General features: G+C 64.4%; 14 protein-coding genes and 2 pseudogenes. 6 read left to right on the top strand and 10 right to left on the bottom strand.

The window, feature by feature from the left end:
• Positions 1-72 precede the first annotated feature (72 nt).
• Positions 73-1,302, bottom strand: a complete 1,230-nt coding sequence (locus F506_RS22230) for an MFS transporter (RefSeq protein ID WP_053201009.1) — start codon at positions 1,300-1,302, stop codon at positions 73-75.
• Positions 1,303-1,456: 154 nt separating this feature from the next.
• Between F506_RS22230 and F506_RS22225 the strand changes: the two genes are divergently transcribed.
• On the top strand, positions 1,457-2,341 hold the full coding sequence (locus F506_RS22225; RefSeq protein ID WP_053201007.1) for a LysR family transcriptional regulator: 885 nt from the start codon (positions 1,457-1,459) through the stop codon (positions 2,339-2,341).
• Positions 2,342-2,344: 3 nt separating this feature from the next.
• On the opposite strand, the gene F506_RS22220 is transcribed toward F506_RS22225, so the two are convergent.
• Positions 2,345-3,019, bottom strand: a complete 675-nt coding sequence (locus tag F506_RS22220) for a glutathione S-transferase family protein (protein ID WP_053201848.1) — start codon at positions 3,017-3,019, stop codon at positions 2,345-2,347.
• Positions 3,020-3,027: 8 nt separating this feature from the next.
• Positions 3,028-3,483 (bottom strand): annotated as a pseudogene (locus F506_RS23810) (DoxX family protein).
• 80 nt (positions 3,484-3,563) lie between these two features.
• Here F506_RS23810 and F506_RS22210 point away from each other — a divergent pair.
• The gene (locus F506_RS22210; RefSeq protein ID WP_053201005.1) at positions 3,564-4,457 is read left to right on the top strand and encodes a LysR family transcriptional regulator; all 894 of its coding nucleotides are present in this window, start codon (positions 3,564-3,566) and stop codon (positions 4,455-4,457) included.
• Between the two features lie 181 nt (positions 4,458-4,638).
• Positions 4,639-5,385: pseudogene (locus F506_RS22205) on the top strand (YoaK family protein); the annotation flags it as partial.
• Between the two features lie 86 nt (positions 5,386-5,471).
• Here the strand turns inward: F506_RS22205 and F506_RS22200 are convergent.
• The 5 genes from F506_RS22200 to F506_RS22180 form a co-directional block, all read right to left on the bottom strand.
• Positions 5,472-6,143: a DUF1120 domain-containing protein gene (locus F506_RS22200; protein WP_053195226.1), complete on the bottom strand. Its 672-nt coding sequence runs from the start codon at positions 6,141-6,143 to the stop codon at positions 5,472-5,474.
• A 167-nt stretch (positions 6,144-6,310) separates the two neighbouring features.
• Positions 6,311-8,788: a hypothetical protein gene (locus F506_RS22195; RefSeq protein WP_235471289.1), complete on the bottom strand. Its 2,478-nt coding sequence runs from the start codon at positions 8,786-8,788 to the stop codon at positions 6,311-6,313.
• 1 nt (position 8,789) lies between these two features.
• A complete protein-coding gene (locus F506_RS22190; RefSeq protein WP_235471288.1) occupies positions 8,790-9,962 on the bottom strand; it encodes a DUF3142 domain-containing protein in 1,173 nt (390 codons plus the stop codon).
• A gap of 268 nt (positions 9,963-10,230) precedes the next feature.
• Positions 10,231-11,301 carry an SMP-30/gluconolactonase/LRE family protein gene (locus tag F506_RS22185; RefSeq protein WP_053200999.1) on the bottom strand — a complete coding sequence of 357 codons (1,071 nt, stop codon included), beginning with the start codon at positions 11,299-11,301 and terminating at the stop codon, positions 10,231-10,233.
• 255 nt (positions 11,302-11,556) lie between these two features.
• Positions 11,557-12,462: a LysR family transcriptional regulator gene (locus F506_RS22180; protein ID WP_053200997.1), complete on the bottom strand. Its 906-nt coding sequence runs from the start codon at positions 12,460-12,462 to the stop codon at positions 11,557-11,559.
• Between the two features lie 168 nt (positions 12,463-12,630).
• Between F506_RS22180 and F506_RS22175 the strand changes: the two genes are divergently transcribed.
• Together F506_RS22175 and F506_RS22170 are read left to right on the top strand one after the other, a co-directional pair.
• A complete protein-coding gene (locus tag F506_RS22175) occupies positions 12,631-13,386 on the top strand; it encodes an SDR family oxidoreductase (protein ID WP_053200995.1) in 756 nt (251 codons plus the stop codon).
• Positions 13,387-13,413: 27 nt separating this feature from the next.
• A complete protein-coding gene (locus F506_RS22170; RefSeq protein ID WP_053200993.1) occupies positions 13,414-14,310 on the top strand; it encodes an SDR family oxidoreductase in 897 nt (298 codons plus the stop codon).
• An 85-nt stretch (positions 14,311-14,395) separates the two neighbouring features.
• On the opposite strand, the gene F506_RS22165 is transcribed toward F506_RS22170, so the two are convergent.
• Positions 14,396-16,543, bottom strand: a complete 2,148-nt coding sequence (locus F506_RS22165) for a TonB-dependent siderophore receptor (RefSeq protein ID WP_053200991.1) — start codon at positions 16,541-16,543, stop codon at positions 14,396-14,398.
• A 470-nt stretch (positions 16,544-17,013) separates the two neighbouring features.
• Here F506_RS22165 and F506_RS22160 point away from each other — a divergent pair, with 470 nt between their 5' ends.
• Positions 17,014-17,904: an EamA family transporter gene (locus F506_RS22160; protein ID WP_053200989.1), complete on the top strand. Its 891-nt coding sequence runs from the start codon at positions 17,014-17,016 to the stop codon at positions 17,902-17,904.
• Between the two features lie 18 nt (positions 17,905-17,922).
• Here F506_RS22160 and F506_RS22155 read toward each other — a convergent pair whose 3' ends face one another.
• Positions 17,923-19,530 (bottom strand): EAL domain-containing protein, encoded by a 1,608-nt coding sequence (locus tag F506_RS22155; protein WP_053200987.1) that lies wholly within the window; start codon positions 19,528-19,530, stop codon positions 17,923-17,925.
• Between the last annotated feature and the right edge of the window lie 158 nt (positions 19,531-19,688).

Here is a 19,688-nt window from a genome sequence, read left to right as displayed (position 1 = left end):
TTTCAGTGTCGACAAATCCACGGAAGAGCCGCACAGAGGCGGCCTGATTATACCTGAGCGCCCGCCTTCAGATTAATGGTGCCCGGTCGCCGGAAAGCCTTTGTGTCTGGCCAGCCACGCCACCGCCAGCGTCGGCGCCAGCAGCGCCAGCAAGGCCCACGGAAACGATTCCACCCCGACGGTATCGAGCAGGACGCCGCCGACAATCCCGCCGCCGGCGATTGCCAGATTCCACACCGTCACGATCATCGCCTGCGCGACGTCGGCCGCTTCGCCTGCATTCTTGGCCGACGCCGTCTGGAACAAGGTCGGCACGCCGCCGTACGCCAGCCCCCACGCCGCCACGCCGGCATACACCATCGCCGGGACGCCGCCCCACACGCCCAGTGTCGCCGCTGCCAGGGAAAACAGCACGATGCTGAGCAGCACCAGCGTGCGCAGCCGGCGGTCAATCAGGGCGCCGGTGATCCAGATCGACGCCAGCGCGCTCACGCCGAAAATCAGCAGGATGGCGCCGACCCGGTCCGTCATGCCCGCCGGCGCGAGGAAGGGGGCGATGTAGGTGTACAGGATGTTGTGCGCCAGCACGAACGCCAGCGTCACAAACAAAACCGAACGTACTCCGGGCAGCATGAACACTCCGGCGATCGACAAGCGACTGTCGTCTTTCTGGCCGGGGAAATCCGGCACCCGGACGATGGTCCAGGCGATCAGTATCAGCGTCATCGCGCTCATGATGCCGAAGCTCAGGCGCCATCCCACGCTCGCGCCGAGAAAGGTCGCCGCGGGGATGCCCAGCGACAGCGCAACCGGGATGCCGGCCATCGTGACGGCGATGGCGCGGCCCTGCAGATGCGCAGGCGCCATACGCGCCGCATAACCCGCAATCAGCGCCCACACCACTCCCGCGAACACGCCGGCGAAGAAACGCGCCGCCAGGGTCAGCGGATAGCTGGTCGATATCGCGGTGACGGTGTTGACGACCACGAAGCCGACGATGGCGGTCATCAGCAGGGGCTTGCGCCCCCAGCTTTGTGTCGTCGCCGTGAGCGGAATCGCGGTGATCATCGAGCCGATTGCGTACAGGGTCACGAGCTGGCCGATCAGGGACTCCGACACGCGCAGGTCGGCGCCCATCTGCGGCAGCAAGCCGGCCGGCATGGCCTCGGTGAGGACGGTAATGAATGCCGCCATGGCCAGCGCCAGCAAACCGGACAGCGGAAGTTTGCCGGCGGCTTCGTTTGCCGGGTGAGGCCGTGCAGACGCCGGCGCGGTGGTATCGGAACTGGTGGAAGAAGTCATATCGATGGTCCGGTGTGAAGCAACGGGCAAACGCCATTGCATGAACGACCAAGATAAGGCTTTCAGCGACTGCGGACAATTGGGCTATAGTTTCAAACACCTCGGACCGATATGTCCGTAATAAAAATCGGCGCACTGCGCACGAAGGAGTGGCATGGACAGTCTCAACTCGCTCAACGCCTTTGTTCAGGCGGCCGAGGCGCGCAGCTTCACTGCCGCCGGCCAGCAGCTCGGCGTGTCGTCCTCGGCCGTCGGCAAGTCGATTGCCCGACTGGAGGAGCGACTCGGCGTGCGGCTGTTCCACCGGTCCACGCGTTCGGTGACGCTGACGCCGGAAGGCGCCGCCTTCCTCGAGCGTTGCCGCCGCATCTTCAGCGAGGTGGAAGCGGCCGAACAGGAATTCGCACATAGCCTGGGAGCACCGCGCGGCAAGCTGCGCGTGAGCATGCCTATCGTCGGCATGCTGATGATGCCGGCGTTGAGCGCCTTCATGCGCGCGCATCCCGAGATCGAACTGGAACTGGATTTCACCGACAGGCTGGTTGACGTTATCGCCGAAGGCTTCGACGCTGTGGTGCGTTCCGGCGACGTGGCCGATTCACGCCTGGTGGCGCGGCCGCTCGGCAAGTTCAGATTCAGGCTGGCGGCGTCGCCGGCTTATCTCAAGCGTGCCGGCATGCCGCAGACGCCCGACGATCTGCTGCAGCATGCCTGCCTGCATCACCGCTTTGCGACCAACGGCAAGCTGGAACGCTGGCCGCTGCGGCGGGGGCGCAAAGACCTCACGCTCGACTTGCCGACCACCGCAGTGGTCAACACCATCGAGCCGCTGATCCACATGGCCGAGGCGGGACTGGGCATCGCCTGCCTGCCGGATTTCTCGATCCGCGAACAGGAGCGCAAGGGCACGCTGGTGAGCGTACTCGACAGCTATATTCACCATTCCGGCACCTTCCGCATGCTGTGGCCGTCGAGTCCCTATCTCTCTCCCAAGCTGCGCGCGTTTGTGGATTTCATGGCGGCGCATCTGTTCACGTAATCTTCACATGCCTACGGACTTCATTCGTGCGCTCAGCGCCGATTTGCGTTGCAATAGAAAGAGCTGCAGCGCTGCCTCGTAGTCGGACGGCGCTGCGGCACGCACCGAAGGACGCGCCCGCAACGCCTCGCGCCATGCGTGTACTTTCGGCGTCGTCGCCATGAAGCCGAAATCGGCGATGGCGTCGAACACGTCGAAGTAGCGGAACACCGGCCCGAACACCGCGTCGACCATGCAAAATCCGTCGCCTGCAAAGTACGGACCATCGCCCAGCACGTCTTCCAGTTGCAGGAATCTGTCGCGGATATCTTCGGCGCGACGCTGCAAGCTGACGTCATCCGGGGCAGCGTAAAAGCCGCCGATGGCGTTCAGCAGCGACGACCCGAATTCCATCCATCCGCGATGGCGCGCGCGCGTCAGCACGTGGACCGGATGCAATGGCGGCGCCACGCTGTCGTCGAGGTATTCGCAGATCACGGCCGATTCGAAAATCGCCTCGCCATCCACCAGCAACACCGGCGTCTTGCCCAACGGAGACACGCGCAGAAACCAGCCGGGTTTGTCGGCCAGGTCGATGTCGATGCGCTCGAAGGGCAGGCCTTTTTCCTGCAGCACGATGGCGACGCGCTGCACGTAGGGGCACAGGTAATGACTGATCAGCGTAAGGGGAGTAGCCACGGCGCGCCTCACACCGTCGGCACGAAGCGCTGGCTGCGCGCCAGAGCATACGCGCCGTCGCCGGTCAGCCACAGCACCACCGACATGGCGATGAGGAAGGCCGGATATTCCCAGCCGCCGCCCTGGCTGGTGTGCACCTAGCCATTGTTCCAATGCACCGCGGTCGCGAGCGCCAGGATCGGCGTCAACGCCAGTGCAACCTGGCGCGCATACACGCCAAGGAGGATAGCGACGCCGCCGATGATTTCCGTCGCGAACACCGGGTATGCCAGGACGCCTGCAAAGCCGATGCTCTCGAAGTACTGCGCCGTGCCCGGCAGCGTGAACACCAGCAGCTTGAGCAACGCATGCGAAATCCACATCGCCGCCAGGCTCGCGCGCAACAGCAGGGTGCCCCAGGCATGGACGGGGATGGCGACGCCGCGCTCCGCGGCATGTGCGCGCGGGGAAGAAAGAGAAGACATGAAATACTCCCGATGAATGAAAAAGACAGGGGTAATATAGGTCTACAGAAATGCAATGAAAATAGGCAGGGGCGCAAACAATGAATGCAAAGTTGCAATACAAGCCGGGATACAGAATCAGCCAGCCGGATCTGGAAATCATCCTCGCATTGGTGCGCGCGCAGACGCTGGCGGTAGCCGGCGAACGGCTGGGCGTGGACGCGTCAACCGTGTTTCGCGCCGTGCAGCGCATGGAAAAGGGACTCGGCATTCGTCTGTTTGAACGCTCGCGCAGCGGCTACCAGCCCTCTGAACTGGCGCAGGAACTGGCGGTGCATGCAGAACAGATGGAAGCGCAACTCGAGGCGGCGCGCTCAGCCGTACAGTTGCAGCCGGACCAGGTGTCCGGCGTCGTGCGCATCAGCACCACAGACACCGTGCTGCACGGCCTGGTGGCGCCGGCGTTGAAATTGCTGCGCACCAGCCATCCGCTGCTGACCTATGACATTCATGCCGGCAATGAACTGGCCAGCCTGACGCGGCGCGACACCGACATCGCCGTGCGCGCCACGCGGCGGCCGCCGCAGCACCTGGTCGGCAAGCACGTCGGGCCGATCCGCGTGGCGCTGTATGCGGGCAAGAAAAGCGGGATAAAGGATATCGACGCCGGCATCGCTGCAGGCAGCTGGATCGCTCCGGACGACGCGCTGCCTGAGCACCCTTCGGTGATCTGGCGCAAGAAACATTTCCCCAGGGCGATGCCGGCTTATCGCGTCAACAGCATCCTCACGGTTGCCGAATTGACGGCGCAAGGTTTGGGCATCGGCCTGTTGCCGGTGTTCCTGGCAGAGCGGCGCAACGACCTGCTTCAGCTGACCGAAACGATCGATGAATGCCAGACCGAGCTATGGCTGCTCACGCACACGGAATCACGCCACCTGCGTCGCGTGTCGGCGGTGTTCAATCATCTGGCGGAGCAGGTCGCGCTGGTGTGAATTCGCAGGTTCTATTTGCGCGGGTCGTCCGTCGTCCCAAGCCTGCCTCATCAGCGAACCGAGCCGGCGACGAACCAGCGGTGCATCGGCGGCCCATGTGGCGGCTTTTTTTTGCCGGCGCTTGTTTTATACTCGTCGGACAGGATGGTTTCACTTCCTTTCACCGCATTAGAAAGTCTTTATGCCCGTCTCCTATCTGCGCAGTCTCGCCGGCAAGAATCGTACCCTGACCGCCAACCGGCATCTGGCGTTCGTGTTGTCGGGGGTTGCCGGTGCGATCAACGCCGGCGGCTTTCTGGTAGTGGGGCAATTCACGTCGCACATGTCCGGCATCCTGTCGATGATGGCCGAGGACCTGGCCGTCGGCGCGATCGGCCTGCTGTTGTCGGGCGCGGCCAGCATGCTGTTCTTCGTCGCCGGCGCAGCCTGTTCGGCGGTGATGATCAACTGGGCCCGCAAACGCCACCTTGAAGCCGAATACGCCACGCCGCTGATCGTCGAGGCGCTGCTGCTGCTGTGCTTCGCCCTGCTGGGCGGCAATATCGCCGGCATCGAATGGCTGTTCGTGCCGGTCACGGTGTTGCTGCTGTGCTTCATCATGGGATTGCAGAACGCCATGATCACCAAGCTTTCGCGGGCGGAAATCCGCACCACCCACGTTACCGGCATGGTCACCGACATCGGCATCGAACTGGGCAAGGCGCTTTACTGGAACAGCGGTCGCCATCCCGACATGCAGGTGCGCGCCGATGTCGCCAAGCTCAGGACGCTGAGCACGCTGGTGGCGCTGTTCTTCGCCGGCGGTGTGACCGGCGCACTGGGATTCAGGCACATCGGCTTCGTCTTCACTTTGCCGCTCGCCGCGTTGCTGGTCTTCGTCGCGCTGGTGCCGGTGCTGGATGACGTGCGCCGCGCATTGCATCGGCGCTGACAAGCGCAATAGAAAAAGCCCGTCGCCGCGCAATGCAGAGACGGGCTTTGCGCCGACGACAGCGCCTCCTCAAGTCAATTCAATTACAGGTACTGCACTTCGATCGTGGCCGAGCCGTCGAGGTCGATGTTTTGTGTCAGCGGCAGGTTGGCGCCCTTGTCCAGCACGGCGGTCACGCCAAGGTTGCCGGACATGGTCTTGTAGGAGCCGGGTGTGGTCGTGCCGGTGGCGGCGAAGGACTTGCGGCCGGCGCCGTCGGCGTGGAAGCGGCCATCCCCCGATTTGATCCAGGTGCCGTTGTTGGCTTCGTCGTAGATGACGTCAGGCGTGGCGCCGTCCGCGCTGAACGAATTGGGGATGACGCGAACGCTGTAGGCACCGATGTTCTTGCCGCCTGCTGCGCCCAGGCCGTAGGCATACTTGTCGGTCAGACGCGATTCGATTGCCGTCATCAGGCCGGTGACCACAGTCGAGGCCTTGTTGTCGATGGCGCGGACAGCGACTTTGGTTGCTGCATCGCAAGTGACGGTGAAGGCGATGGTCTTTTCCGCCAGTACGTTCGCTGCCGTGGTGCTCAGGCCCTTGGCGGAGATGGTGCCGTAGTCGACCACGTTGGTGCCGGTGAAGCTCGGGGTGCAGGCCGAAGGACGAATGACGCCTTTGACCTTCAGTTCGGCGGTATCGGCAGCCTGGGCGGCGAAAGACACCAGCAGGGAAGCAGCCAGGGCGGAGAAGAGAGTGATTTGCTTGGTCATGATCGTTTCCTCAAAGAGTCAGAATGGGTTGAATTCGGTCGAATTCGGTTCAAATCGTTTTGCTTCAGCGCCTTGTGTTTGCTTAAGCAGTGAAGCCATTCTGACGATTTAAGGATCGGATTTATATGAGAAAACTCTCAAAAACAGAGTTGTAAAAATTGCAATAACTACGATTCAACAGCGCGTCGCCGGCGTCGCACCAGCCCCGCTGCAAGCGCTGCGGCGGCAATCAGCACTGCCGCCGCAGTGACCAGCGCGGCACCGCGATGCGTCGCCACCCAATGACGCGTCTTCTTCCACGCCTGCACATACGGGAAACGTCCCGCCGCCTTGAAGTCCGGCTCCGCGCAGTTCTGGCCGAAGTCCGCCGAGAACGGCACGGCCGCGCCTTCCTTCACGTAGCGGCGATACGGCAGCGGTGCCAGCGCGGCATCGTAGTAGACGAAGCCGGTGCCCTTGCACAGCACGGCGGCGAAAGCCTGCGAGCGGGCAGGCAGTTCGTCGGCCGATTTCATGACGTAGTCGACGGCGATGTTGCGGTAGTGATAGCGCTGGTTGGGCTTGCTCTCGCTGGCGGCGTAGCGCTTGCGTTCGCCATCGGTGACGAAGGGGCCGGGCAGGTCGGCGGCGGCGCGCTGTTCGGGTGTTTTAACGAGGGGCGCCTTGCCGGTGTCGCCGCGCGGATATTCCAGGACTTCCGTGCGGCCAATGCCGAACGCCAGCATGCCGCCAAGGCCGGCGTAGTCGGGCGCTTCTTCGTATCCCATGATTTCCATGCCGCGCAGGCGCGCCAGCGTGGCGGCCTTGTACCAGGCTTCGGCGCGCGTCACGGCGCGCCATGCATGTTTGGCGTCATCGAGCGCGTCGCCATATTCTTTAGCTGTGGCGCGATAGCGCCAGGAGGCCAGCGTCCGCTTGCCGTCCGTGTAGTAGTTTTCGTCGATATCGACGTAGCGCCAATCCTGGTCGTCAGGGAAGTAGGGCAGCGCATCGTTGATGCGGCCCTCGCGCACCAGGCGGCGCGCCAGCAGCCTGCGCAGGTAGTCGGACTGTTGCGCCGGATGCGCGCTCAGCCAGTCGTAGTAGGGCTTGTCGGGTGTGCTCGGGAGGACTTGCGGCGGTGGCGGTACCGGCGTCGCGGGCACGTGCGCGTCGACATAGGTTTTGAGTTCATCGACGGTCAGCACGCGCTCGGCCAGGTACCAGGTGTCGCCACTGTAGTCGCTGTAGAGTGGATGGCTCAGGCTGTCATCCTTGCCGCGCGCCTGGCTGGCGCTGGTGACCTTGTAGAGCTGGTCGAAGGCTTCGACGTATTGTCCGCGCGACAGCGACAGCACGCTTTGCTCGGCCCTGATCAGGCCGAGCGAGGCAGGCTCGACGCTGGCGTCATTCTGCGGAAAGGCTTTGGAGGCTTCGGCATAGGCTTGCGCAGCTGCCGCCGCGTCGCCTTTGCGCAAGGCCAGCTTGGCGCGCACCCAGCTCGACAAAGCGCTGCGCTGCTTATCCGCCAGCGTCTGCGCCAGGTCATACATCCCGCTGCGATATGCGAGAGCCGCCACACGGTCGGCGTCGGCGAGATTGGCGATGCCGCGTTTCTGCAAGGCCGCCACCAGCGACGGCAGCACCGGATTGACCTTGGCGTCCTTGCCGCCTCTGGCGGCGTCGACGTAACCGTAGCCGCCCCACGAAACCTCATATTCCGCAGGCCGGGTGGCGTCGGCGCCGCTCATGTCGCCCACGCGCGCCAGGGCATAGCTGACCAGCAGGCGTTGCGCGACCGGATCGTCGATCAGCTTTTGCGCGCGTTCCGGATCGCTCAGCGCCCATTCCGCGATGATGCGCAGCGACTGCACGCCGCTGTTGGAATTGCGCGCGGCTTGTTCCGCATACAAGCGGACGGCTTGCTTCAGATCGGCGGCGGCGACATCATCGGCGCAAGGCATGGCGTTGACGAAGTCGAGATAGCCGCACATCGTCGCGCCGTTGACCAGGAACGTGCGTGCCTGCTCGCCGTAGCTCGCCACCGCCAGGCCGCTGGAATCAAGAGCACCCGCAACCGCGCGCGAGCGTGCCAGTGCATATGCGCGGATGGCTTGCGCACGTTCTTCGTTTGGCTTATTGCCGGCGCCGGACATCGCGCCCGCGTGGCTCTGTCCGAGCATGTAGGCGGCCCACACGGCGCGTTTGTCGCCATCGGCTTTGTCGGGCAGATCGAGCACGGCCTGGAAGCGTTTCTGCGCGCGCGTTCCTGAGTCCGTTGCTGCAAGATAATCCACCGCGCCGGCCGCATACAGCCGTACCGCCGGCGGGAGGTCGATACCTTGTGCGTAAGCGGCATCGCCGTCCTTGAGTGCACGCACTGCCTTGAGCTGGGCCAGCTGGACGGGGTTCATGAAAGCGGCATCGGCGGCGTCGGGCTTGCCGGATGGATCGGACGCGCCGCCGCCTTCATTGGCCTGCAAGGCGTCGGTGGGCTTCACCAGATGCGCGGCTTCATAGGCGAAGGAATTGGCCGGCGTCGCCTTGAGCGTGCCGGCGCGATCGTCGAGCACCTGCGGCGGGAAGTCGGGGCCGCAGGCGATCACGACGGCGGTGCTGAAGGGGATCGCGAGCGCGACTGCGATGCGGAGATGTTTGATATGCATGTCAGTGTTCCACATGGAGTTGGATGTGTTGTTGTCCGCAATGGGCCCAGCCGATATTACGTTGGTAGCCGGCGCGCAGCAGGCCTTCGCGCGTGCGCCGCAGATATTTTCCCTGGGCGTCGGCTTCCAGCGCGTAGCCGTTGATGCCATCGGCGGCGTCGCAGGCCGAGGCCGCATCGATGCGCACGATCAGTGGCAGCGCGCTGTCGGCGTTGCCGTTGTTGCGCAGCGTGAGGTCGTGCAGGCCGGCTTGTGCAGTAGCGAGTGCTTCCACCGTCACGGCGGGTTTGAGCGGCTGGCGCGCCAGCACCGCCTGCCAGGTCGGCTGGCTCCAGTTGCGCACATCGTCTTCGGTCGGCAGGCGGAACCAGACCACGCCGACCAGGCCCGGTGAGGGATCCTTGTCCAGTTGCGCGAGGAAGGCGCTTACCACCGTCGGCGACGCCGTCAGTTCCTGCGCGACGTTGCCGGACGCCAGCAGCGGGCGTTCGCTCTCGACCGTGCTGATGCGGCCGTTGTCGTCCCAGCTTACGCGCGTGCTGTATGAGGGGAGCGCCACGCGCCAGGGATGCGAGGTCTGTTTTGCATACGCCTTCAGCCACGCCTGCGCGCGCTCGGCGTCGAACAGCCCTTGGCGCGGATTCATCACTGCATGCACCTGCAACACCGACTCATCGGTGACGGCCAGCAGCTTGCTCAGCTCGGGGCTATTGAGCCAGGTCGGCAGCGCCGTGATCGACAGCGAGGTGTCGCGGTCCAGACTCTGGCGCAAGCCGGTCAGAAAATTCCGATATGCCGGCAATTGCGAGGTCGGGCAGTCGTAGTCGATTTCCACGCCGGCGACCGGTACGCCCTGTTGCTTCCAGCGTGCAAGCATTCCCGTGACGTGGTTTTGCGTGGCGGCGTCGAGCGAGTCGGTCTGGCCGTCCAGCCGCACCACCATCACGACGGCATGCTGCGTCGTTTTCAGCGCCTCCCAGTCGGGATTGGCGGTCTTCCATTGACGCTGTGACGTGAGTTCCGCCGCGAGCACGCGCCAGCCGCGGACCAGTTGGTCGCTGGCCTGCATGGCGGCGGCGACGGCGGGACTCCATTGCCGCTGCCAGATGTAGGCCTGCTGCGGCAAGGCTTGCGGTGCGCGCTGGCAGGCGGCAAGTACGCCGCACAGTGTCAAAAAAAACAGAAGCGAAATCGAGCGCAGACGCCGGGAATGAGATTGCAGGCCGAATGAGAGGCAGCGCGGCATGTGTGGTGTGGGGAATGCAGGTTGAGAAGCGCGCGCAGGATGCAGCGCTGGCAGCCATTCTAGTTTATCCGTCTGACGCTGCGCTGAGGCACGCAGGATTTATTCGCACGGGCGGCGAACAAAGAGGGGGAAGCCGCGCCGCTCCGCCCCGCCTTGACGGAGCAGCACGATCAGATACGACTAAGTTCGCAACGCCTTACACCGCGCCGCGCGTATCCACGAACAGCGCGTACAGAGAATGGCTGCTGGCCATGAACAGGCGGTTCTTCTTTGCCCCGCCGAACACCAGGTTCGGGCAGCGTTCCGGCAGGTGGATGTGGCCGATGGCTTTGCCTTGCGGGGTGAACACGCGCACGCCGTCGAGCTCGGCCGGTTTGGCGTCGAGCGCGCCGTTGCTGCCCCAGCCGCACCACAGGTTGCCGTCGACATCGACCTTGAAGCCGTCGATTGCGCCGGCGCCGGCGGCGTCGACCGCCAGCGTGCGCGAACCGAGTTTGGTGCCGTTGTCGGTCAGCTGATAGGCCCAGATCAGGCGGTTCGGCGTGGCGCGCGACTCGACGATGTAGATGACTTTTTCATCCGGCGAGAAGGCCAGTCCGTTGGGGCCGGCCAGCGCATCGGTGATCAGGCTCAGCTTGCCGCTCTGGCCGTCGATGCGATACACCGCGTGCGGCAGTTCCGAGGCTTGCTTGTCGCCTTCCCATTCGCCGGAAATGCCGAACGGCGGATCGGTGAACCAGATCGAGCCGTCCGATTTGCAGATGATGTCGTTGGGTGAGTTGAAGCGCTTGCCGTTGTAGTTGTCGGCCAGCACCGTGATGCGACCGTCGTATTCGGTGCGGGTGATGCGGCGGGTCAGGTGTTCGCAGGCGATCAGGCGGCCCTGGCGATCGCGCGCCAGACCGTTGGTGAAGTTGGCCGGGTTGCGGAACACCGAGGTGGCGCCGGTGACTTCATCCCAGCGCATGATGCGGTTGTTGGGGATGTCGCTGAACAACAGATAGCGGCCATCGCCGAACCAGACCGGACCTTCCACCCAGCGGAAACCGGTCGCCAGCTGCTCCACCGTCGAGCTGTACAGGCGGTACTTCAGGAAGCTGTTGTCCAGCACCTGCACGCTGGGATCGGGATAGCGCTGGCTGGCCTTGAAGTCGAAACTCTGGGCCTTGGCGGTTACGGCGGTGGCGGCCATGGCCAGGCCGCCGAGCAATGTTGTACGACGAGTTGCATCGAAACCGGCGTTTGTCTTCTTGTCTTCTTGATTCATCGTTGTCTCCGTGTGGGAAAAATACCGATCTCGCCGGTGCCGGACGGCATCCGAGGCAGGTGAGGAAATCGGCTCTGTTCCATATAGGCATGCGCTGCGACGGGGAATGCCGGTCGGCATGTCGCAAAGAGGGGTGAGGCTATCTCCTGAATGGCAGGTCGCGGCGGGTAGCCGGCCCGTTCATACTTATATGTTGTCGTACATCATATAAGTTGGGCCGGGGATTGGCAATGTCAATTTACGGACGTGCCGGCCTCAGGCTGCGTGTTCGCCCTGGCGCATCAGATCCGCCATCCAGTCCACCAGCACGCGCACCCGCCGCGACAGCTGGCGCTGATGCGGATACAGGACGGACACCGCCATCGGCGCCGGGCGGAACGCCGCCATCACCTCGACCAGCCGGCCCTCGGCCAGTTGCTGCTGCACGTGATAGCGCGGCAACTGCACCAGCCCGAGTCCGCCTTCGCAGCAGCTGACATAGGCCTCGGCATGGCTCACCGCGACCTGGCCGGGCAGGCTGACACTGTGTTCCGTACCGTCGACGAGGAAGTCGAAGGGCAGGATCTTGCCGCTCACCGAGGAAAAGAAATTGACCGCCCGATGCTGCGCGAAGCTCGCCAGTGAATCAGGCGTGCCGTGCTGCTCCAGATAAGCCGGACTGGCCACGGTCACCTGCTGCAAGCGCGCCACGCGCCGGATCACCAGGCTTGAATCGCGCGGCTCGCCGGCGCGCAGCACGCAGTCGTAACCCTCGCGCACCAGATCGACGGCGCGGTCGCCCATACCGATCTCCAGTTCGATCTGCGGATACCGCGCACAGAACTCGGGCAGCTGCGGCAGGATGAAATGCATCGCCAGCGAGCCCTGCAAATCGACCCGCACCTTGCCGCGCGGATTGGAGGCGGCGGCGCTGAAGGCCGATTCCGTCTCTTCCAGGTCGGCCATCAGCTGCACGCAGCGCGCGTAATAGGCGTTGCCGTCCAGCGTCGCGCTGACCTGGCGCGTGGTTCGCTGCAGCAGGCGTACGCCGAGCCGCGCTTCCATCTGCTTGATGGTGTGCGTGACAGTGGCGCGCGGGATGTGCAGGTCGTCGGCCGCTTTGGTAAAGCTGCCCAGTTCCACGATGCGGGTGAATACGCGCATGGCGTCGAAGCGATCCATCGGCTGCCTTCATTGTTGGTGATTTTTGAATAGTAATAGCAATTTAAGCATATTTATCCAATTCAAGCCAAGGTCCACAATCGCTTCACTGGCTCACGAATCAGGGCCCACACGGCAAACGAACTTGCTTTCTCATTTTCTTCATTCACCAGCTATCAGGAGCACACCATGAACCACGCCCACACCACCCCGGCGCCACAAGTCGCCATCGTCACCGGCGCCTCGCGCGGCATCGGCGCTGAAATCGCCAGACAACTCGGCAAGAAAGGCTACGCCGTCGTCGTCAACTACGCCGGCAACGCTACCGAAGCACAAAACGTGGTCGACGCCATCGTCGCCGGCCAGGGCAAAGCCATCGCCGTCCAGGCCGACGTCGCCGACTCCGGCGCCGTCAACGCGCTGTTCGAACAAACCATCGCCGCCTTCGGCCGCGTCGACGTACTGATCAACAATGCCGGCATCATGCCGCCCCATCTGCCGATGCTGGCCGATACCGACGACGCCACCTTCGACCGCCTGGTGGCGGTCAACCTGAAGGGCAGCTTCAACACCATGCGCGCCGCCGCCGTCCACCTGCAGCAGGGCGGTCGCATCGTCAACTTCTCGAGCAGCCTGACCGGCACCAGATTGCCCGGCTACTCGGTCTATGTCGCCGCCAAGGCGGCAATCGAAGCGATGACCAATATCTTCGCCAAGGAACTGCGCGGCAAGCGGATCGCCGTCAACGCCGTCGCGCCGGGACCCACCGCGACCGCCTTGTTCTTCGACGGCAAGACACCGGAAGCCATCGAACGCCTGGCCAGGATGGCGCCGCTGGAACGCCTCGGCACACCCGACGACATCGCCCGCGCAGTGACCTTCCTGGCGGCGCCGGACGGCTGGGTCAACGGCCAGACGCTGCGCGCCAACGGCGGCCTGGTGTGAACATCAACCGGATTCCAGGGAAAAATCATGAACAAATCAGTCATCCTCATCACCGGCGCGTCGGCCGGCATCGGTAACCTCACGGCGCGTGCGCTGGCGCAAGCGGGCCACGTGGTCTACGCCGGCATGCGCGACATCCGGGGCCGCAACGCGCCCAAGGTGCGTGAACTGCAGGACTGGAGTTTCGCGCATGGCCTGGATGTGCGCGCCGTCGAGCTCGACGTGCTGTCGCAAGTGTCCGCCGATGCCGCCACCGCTGAGATCATCGCCGGCCAAGGCCGCATCGACGTCGTCGTGCACAACGCCGGCCATCTCGTGGTGGGACCGACCGAAGCCTTCACGCCGGAAGAAATGATCAAGGTCTTCGACACCAACGTACTCGGCGCGCAGCGCGTCAATCGTGCCGCCTTGCCCTACATGCGCGAACGCCAGTCGGGTTTGCTGCTGTGGGTCAGCAGCACCACGGTGCGTGGCGGCTTCCCGCCGTTCATGGGGCCGTACGCCGCCGCCAAGGCGGCGATGGATTCGATCGCCGTGACCCAGTCGTACGAGTTGGCGCGCTTCGGCATTGAAACCTCGATCATGGTGCCGGGTGCGTTTACACGCGGCACCGATCATTTTCCCAATGCCGGCAAACCGGCCGACCAAAAAACCGCAGGCGCCTATGCACGCTACGAAGGATTGATGGACCAGGTCGGTGTGCGCCTGTCGGCGCTGTCGCCCGACAATGCCGATCCGCGGGCGGTAGCCGATGAAATGACGCGCATCGTCAACCTGCCCGCCGGACAGCGCCCGTTCCGCGCCGTGGTGGATTTCATCGACGATGGCGCCGGTGAAGTGAGCGAGGTGGCCGAGCGCGTGCGCGAAGAGTTCGCCCGCCGCATCGGCATCGACGATCTGCTGCATGCGGCGGTGATCGCCTAGGGCCGGCCAGGCAAGGCGCCAGCGTGGACGGCGGCGACGCTGCCGCGCCCAGCGTGAGTTTGACCGGCCGTCGCCGGCATCTTTGTCAGAACCTGACGTTCAGGCCGAGCGTGGCGGCGCGTTCGTCGCCGGGCGCGATCCAGACGCTGCTGTAGGAACTGGCGTAGTAGCGCTTGTTGAACAGGTTGCTGACATCCAGCGACAAGCGCATGGCCGGCGTGAGTTGCCAGTAAGCCAGCGCCTTCGCCGTCACGTAAGCCGGCAGCATGAAGGTAGCGCCGGCGTCGCCGGTGCGCGCGCCGACATAGTTGGCGCCGCCGCCCACGCCATACACGCCGCCGCGCGGGTCGACATCTTCATACACCGTCAGCAGGCTGCCCGAGGTGCGCGGCACGTTGATCAGGCGCGCCCCGGTCGCCAGCGTGTTGTCTTTGATCACGGCAGCATCGGTATAAGCCAGGTTGCCGGTGATGCGCCAATGCCGCGCGAACTTGCCGTTGAAATCCAATTCGATGCCGCGGCTGCGCACTTCGCCGGCGGCGATGCTGTAGGAGGTATTGGCCGGATCGACGGTCAGCACGTTGCGCTTGGTGATGTTGAACACCGCCAGCGTGGCGCCCGCCAGCTTGTCGCTGCTCTCGTACTTGAGACCGGCCTCGGCGGCGCGCGCGGTCTCCGGACTGAAGGCGTTGCCGCTTGCATCGCTGCCGCTGTTCGGACGGAACGACTTGCCTACGCTGGCGTACAGCGACAGCGAAGGCGTCGCCAGGTAGGTCAGGCCGAGGCGCGGCGAAGTCGCACTCTTGTCCTGGCGTGTGGCGGTGCCAACGCGTCGGTTGTCCGGCGTCGAACGGAAACTGTCGAAGCGTACTCCCGCCAGCAGGCGCCAGCGCTGCGCCAGGCTCAGCTGGTCTTGCAGGAACAGCGCCGTGCTTGTCTGGCGTTCCGCGGTGTCGGTGTTGGGCAGCGGCGTCGGCTGGGGCTGGCCGTAGACCGGATTGCCGACGTTGATCGCATACGGCGCGCCGGCGCCCGGATTGATGCGCAGCATGCGCTGGTCGAGCGTCATGCGGTCGGCTTCGACGCCGGTCAGGATGTCGTGGCCGATGCCGCCGGTCTCGAACTTGCCGCCGATTTCCGCCTGCAGCGAAGTATCGTGCCAGGCGTAGTCGCGATAGCGGCGCTGGCGCCACAGCGTGGCGTTGTCGGCGCGCAGCGACGAGGCCTCGGTCGAGTAGCCGTCCAGCGTGCCTTGCTTGTGGAACACGCCGGTGCGCAGATGCCATTGCTCGTTGAACTGGTGTTCCAGCGTGAACAGGTGGTTCTGGTTGTCCATCTTGATATTGCCGTCGTTCGGCTCGCCCAGGAAGCGTGACGCCGGCAGTGCATCGAGACGGCCGTTGACGGCGACGATGCCGCGATCCAGCGGTGCGGTCTGGCGCAGGAACTCGGCCTCGTAGCTAAGCGTGGTGTGATTGCCGAGCAGCCAGGTGAATGCCGGTGCGACGAATTCGCGTTTGCTGCGCACGTTGTCGCGGCTGCCGCCCTTGCTCTCGACGGCGGCGTCAAGACGGTAGGCCGCGTTGTCGCCGAGCGCACCGGTCGAGTCGATGGCGCTGCGATAAAAGTCATTGCTGCCGATCGACAGGTCGAGTGCGTTGGCAGCCTTGAACTGCGGTTTCCTGGTCACGACGTTGAGCGTGCCGCCGGGCTCGCTGCCGCCGTACAGCGCCGCGGCGGGGCCTTTCAGGAAATCGATGCGCTCCACGTTGGCGACATCGCGCGGCGGCGAATAACCGCGGTTGGAGGCGAAGCCGTTCCACAGGATATTCATGCCGCCGTTTTCATTGCCGGAAAAACCGCGCACCGAGTAGTTGTCCCACAGTCCGCCGAAATTGTTCTGGCGCGCCACGCCGCTGACGTACGGCAGCACGTCGTCCATGCGCGTGGCGTGCAGGTCATCCATCAGCTGGCGCGACACCACCTGCACCGACTGCGGCAATTCCTGCAAGGGGGTGTCGGTGCGCGTGGCGCTGGCGCTGCGCGACTGCCGATATTGTTCCTTGTCGCTGCTTTCGGTGACGGTGATGGCTTGCAGCACCGACGACGGAGGATTGACGGAGCCGGCCGATGCACCGGCAGCGGCGGTGGCGGTGGATTGCGCTTGCGCGTAACCGGTCTGCGCGCAGGCGACCAGGCTCAATACCGCAAAGCGGATGGCGTTGTTTTTCATGGAACGGTGACTTCCCCAGGAGTGATGTTGGTGATGTTTCCGGCGTCATGTTGGTGGCCCATGCGGCTGGCGGCAGCGGCTGGCGCGGCGATACAAGCCTGATCGACGTAACGGAGATGCTTGCTGACAATATGCCGGCCGCATTGTAATGCAACTTAGTTGCAAATAATGGCCGCGTGCGCACGTAGTGCGGAAAACTCTGATTTTTGAAACCGGACGAGCGAATAATGTTGAGAGCGGATCCAAGCGCATGCACCGGCGCCGCATCACGCTCCCGCAGCAGGATCGTGAACAGGTCGCGAGTCGCCGCGCGCATGGCGCATTTGGTCCGCGCCTTGGCCGGCGCAGGCCTTGACGGCGTCCGGCGCGATTTTATGATGGGCGATCCCTGTCGCGACTAAGCGATAAAATGTCCGGCTGTCTCCGGTCATCAAAGATCAACCCATAGGTCACTCATGCTCGCTCAACCCATGCGCCCCGGCCACGTGGCGCTCGTCCTGCTGGTCATCCTGGTCTGGGGCGTCAACTTCGCCATCATCAAGGTCGGCCTGGCCGGCGTGCCGCCGCTGCTGCTGGGCGCGCTGCGGTTCTTGCTGGCGGCGTTTCCGGCGCTGCTGTTCGTGCGCCCGCCAAAATTGCCGCTGCGCCTTTATCTGGCGTTCGGGCTGACCATGTCGGTCGGGCAGTTCGCCTTCCTGTTCAGCGCCATCCACGTCGGCATGCCGTCCGGACTGGCTTCGCTGGTGCTGCAGTCGCAGTCCTTCTTCACCTTGCTGCTGACGGTGCTCTGGCTGCGCGAAAAATGGCAGGCCAACCAGCTCGCGGGACTCGCGCTGGCCGCCGCCGGACTGGTGCTGATCGGCAGCGCGCACGGCGCGACCATGCCGCTCAACGGTTTCCTGCTGACGATTGCGGCTGCGGCCATGTGGGCATGCGGCAATATCGTCAGCCGCGCGGTCGGCCGCCACGGTCCGATCAACCAGGTGGCGTTCGTGGTGTGGGCCAGCCTGGTGCCGCCGCTGCCGCTCCTGCTGCTATCGTGGCTGATCGAAGGCCCAGCCGCCATCGCTTCGGCGCTACAGCATTTCAGCCTGCAGTCCTTCGCCGCGGTGGCCTACATCGCCTGGGCGTCGACGCTGTTCGGCTACGCGGTGTGGAATTTCCTGATGTCGCGCTACGCCGTCAACCGCATCGCGCCGTTCACGCTGCTGGTGCCGCTGGTCGGCCTGACGACCGGCCGGCTGGCCTTCGGCGAAGAGCTGCAGGCGGTGCACCTGATCGGCGGCGCCTTGCTGATGGTGGGACTGATCGTGAATTTATTCGGGGCGCCGTTGCTGGCCCGGCTCAGGCTGAAAACCTGAAGGCGGGCAGGCGATCGCCTAATCAGGATCGCGCTGAACGGCGCCTTCCTCCTGCGCCGCCTTCGCCACCACCTCCTGCGCACTGCGATTCTGCCGGTGAAAGGCAATGAACGCCGCCGCCGGCATCGGCATTGCATACAGCCAGCCTTGTGCGTAGTCGACCTTTTGCCGGCGCAGGTACTCGGCCTGTTCTTCGGTTTCCACGCCCTCGGCGACGATCTTGAGGAACAGCGTGCGCGCCATGCCGATGATGTGGGGCGTCACGCTGCTGATGGCGGAGTCGGTGCCGATGGTGTCGATGAAGGTCTTGTCGATTTTGAGCGCGTCCAGCGGCAGGCTTTGCAGGTGCGACAGGCTGGAGTAACCGGTGCCGAAGTCGTCGATCACCACCGCGTGGCCCAGCGCACGCGCGTTGCCCAGCGTAAGGCGCGCCGGCAGCACGTTGATGAAGCCGCGTTCGGTGGCTTCCAGCCAGATTTGCGCCGCCTCGACGCCGCTGCGTGCGAGGGCTTGCTGCAGTACGTCGATGATGCGGCCGGTGCGGATGTCATCGGCGCCGAGGTTGACGGCGACGTGGACGCTGCGGTCGTTGACCAGCAGCACGCCGAGGTCTTTGATGACCTCGTCGATGACCTGGTCGGTGATCGCCAGGATCAGGCCGCTGTCTTCCGCCAGCGGGACGAACAGATCGGGCAGCACCAGGCTGCCGTCCGGACGCATCCAGCGCACCAGCGCTTCGGCGCCGATGCAGTTGCCGCTGGCCAGTTCGATGATGGGCTGGTAATGGACGATGAATTCGCGTTTCCTGACGGCGATTTCCAGCTCCCCCAGCGGTGACAGGCGACGCCGCAGGCTCCACATCACCAGGCCCACCATGAGTACGCTGAGCAGCACGCCGATGGGAATCAGCCGCAGTTCTTCTGCACGCATGCGTTCAAAAAGGAAACTGCGCGGCTCCATCGTCACCGCAACCATGTTGTCGCCGCGCGCCACCGCAATGAGCCGCTCGTCGTCGATGCCGTTGACCGGGTTGGCGACGACCCGGCGCACCACCTCCGGATCGGGCGCATTGAGGTCGCCCAGGATCTGGCCGGCGGCGGTGGCGACCGCCAGGCGCATGCCGGGATCGAGGATCACGTCGGCGAAGCGCGACGGCACGGTCAGCACGTTGTGCGAACGGTATTGCAGCGCCATCATCGGGTTGCCGCTGCTGACCAGCGGCTGCATGCGCAGCGTGACCTCGATGCCGTCTTCGGTGACGAAGTCGGCCGGGGTCTGCTGGATGCGTTCGCTTACCAGCCCCCAGGAGGTGCATTTGAGCAGGCCGTTTTCGAAGTAGCCAATTTCATCGACCACGCGCGTGTTGACGGTCAGGCGGCGCATGCGCGCGATGTGGTCGGGCGAGCAGGGCAGCAGGTTGAGCGGCTCGACCGCGTAGAGCGCGGAGCGGATTTCGCGCAGCGAGATGTCGGCGCGCTGGATGGCGCGCCGGGCGAACAGTTCCAGGCGTCCCTGTTCTTCGTTGACGGCGCGGGTCCAGGCCAGGTACATCATGCTGCCCAACGGCGCAGCGATGGAAACGATGACCAGCACGGTGGCGATGATGATGGCGCGAGAGCGGTCCAAGATGGGCTCCTTCCCTGGGCAGGAAACGGCGGGGGCGGGGGCGGGGACAGGATGACCCGGCTATGTTCCAGTGTAGGCACAAATTCTGCCGTTGTCCGTTTGGCAATGTGCGTTGTGTTGCGAAACAACCGACAGACGGTCTGCCGGCGGCGTTGAAT

This window comes from Herbaspirillum hiltneri N3, assembly GCF_001267925.1.
Taxonomy (GTDB): domain Bacteria; phylum Pseudomonadota; class Gammaproteobacteria; order Burkholderiales; family Burkholderiaceae_D; genus Herbaspirillum; species Herbaspirillum hiltneri.
Note: the sequence above shows the minus strand (reverse complement) of the source record. Positions and strands in the feature narration are given on the sequence as shown.

What these genes read in the sequence shown, in the direction of transcription:
- F506_RS22230 (WP_053201009.1), bottom strand. Translation starts at nt 1,302, where the DNA reads ATGACTTCTTCCACCAGTTCCGATACCACCGCGCCGGCGTCTGCACGG.
- F506_RS22225 (WP_053201007.1), top strand. Translation starts at nt 1,457, where the DNA reads ATGGACAGTCTCAACTCGCTCAACGCCTTTGTTCAGGCGGCCGAGGCG.
- F506_RS22210 (WP_053201005.1), top strand. Translation starts at nt 3,564, where the DNA reads ATGAATGCAAAGTTGCAATACAAGCCGGGATACAGAATCAGCCAGCCG.
- F506_RS22200 (WP_053195226.1), bottom strand. Translation starts at nt 6,143, where the DNA reads ATGACCAAGCAAATCACTCTCTTCTCCGCCCTGGCTGCTTCCCTGCTG.
- F506_RS22195 (WP_235471289.1), bottom strand. Translation starts at nt 8,788, where the DNA reads ATGCATATCAAACATCTCCGCATCGCAGTCGCGCTCGCGATCCCCTTC.
- F506_RS22185 (WP_053200999.1), bottom strand. Translation starts at nt 11,301, where the DNA reads ATGAATCAAGAAGACAAGAAGACAAACGCCGGTTTCGATGCAACTCGT.
- F506_RS22180 (WP_053200997.1), bottom strand. Translation starts at nt 12,462, where the DNA reads ATGGATCGCTTCGACGCCATGCGCGTATTCACCCGCATCGTGGAACTG.
- F506_RS22175 (WP_053200995.1), top strand. Translation starts at nt 12,631, where the DNA reads ATGAACCACGCCCACACCACCCCGGCGCCACAAGTCGCCATCGTCACC.
- F506_RS22170 (WP_053200993.1), top strand. Translation starts at nt 13,414, where the DNA reads ATGAACAAATCAGTCATCCTCATCACCGGCGCGTCGGCCGGCATCGGT.
- F506_RS22165 (WP_053200991.1), bottom strand. Translation starts at nt 16,543, where the DNA reads ATGAAAAACAACGCCATCCGCTTTGCGGTATTGAGCCTGGTCGCCTGC.
- F506_RS22160 (WP_053200989.1), top strand. Translation starts at nt 17,014, where the DNA reads ATGCGCCCCGGCCACGTGGCGCTCGTCCTGCTGGTCATCCTGGTCTGG.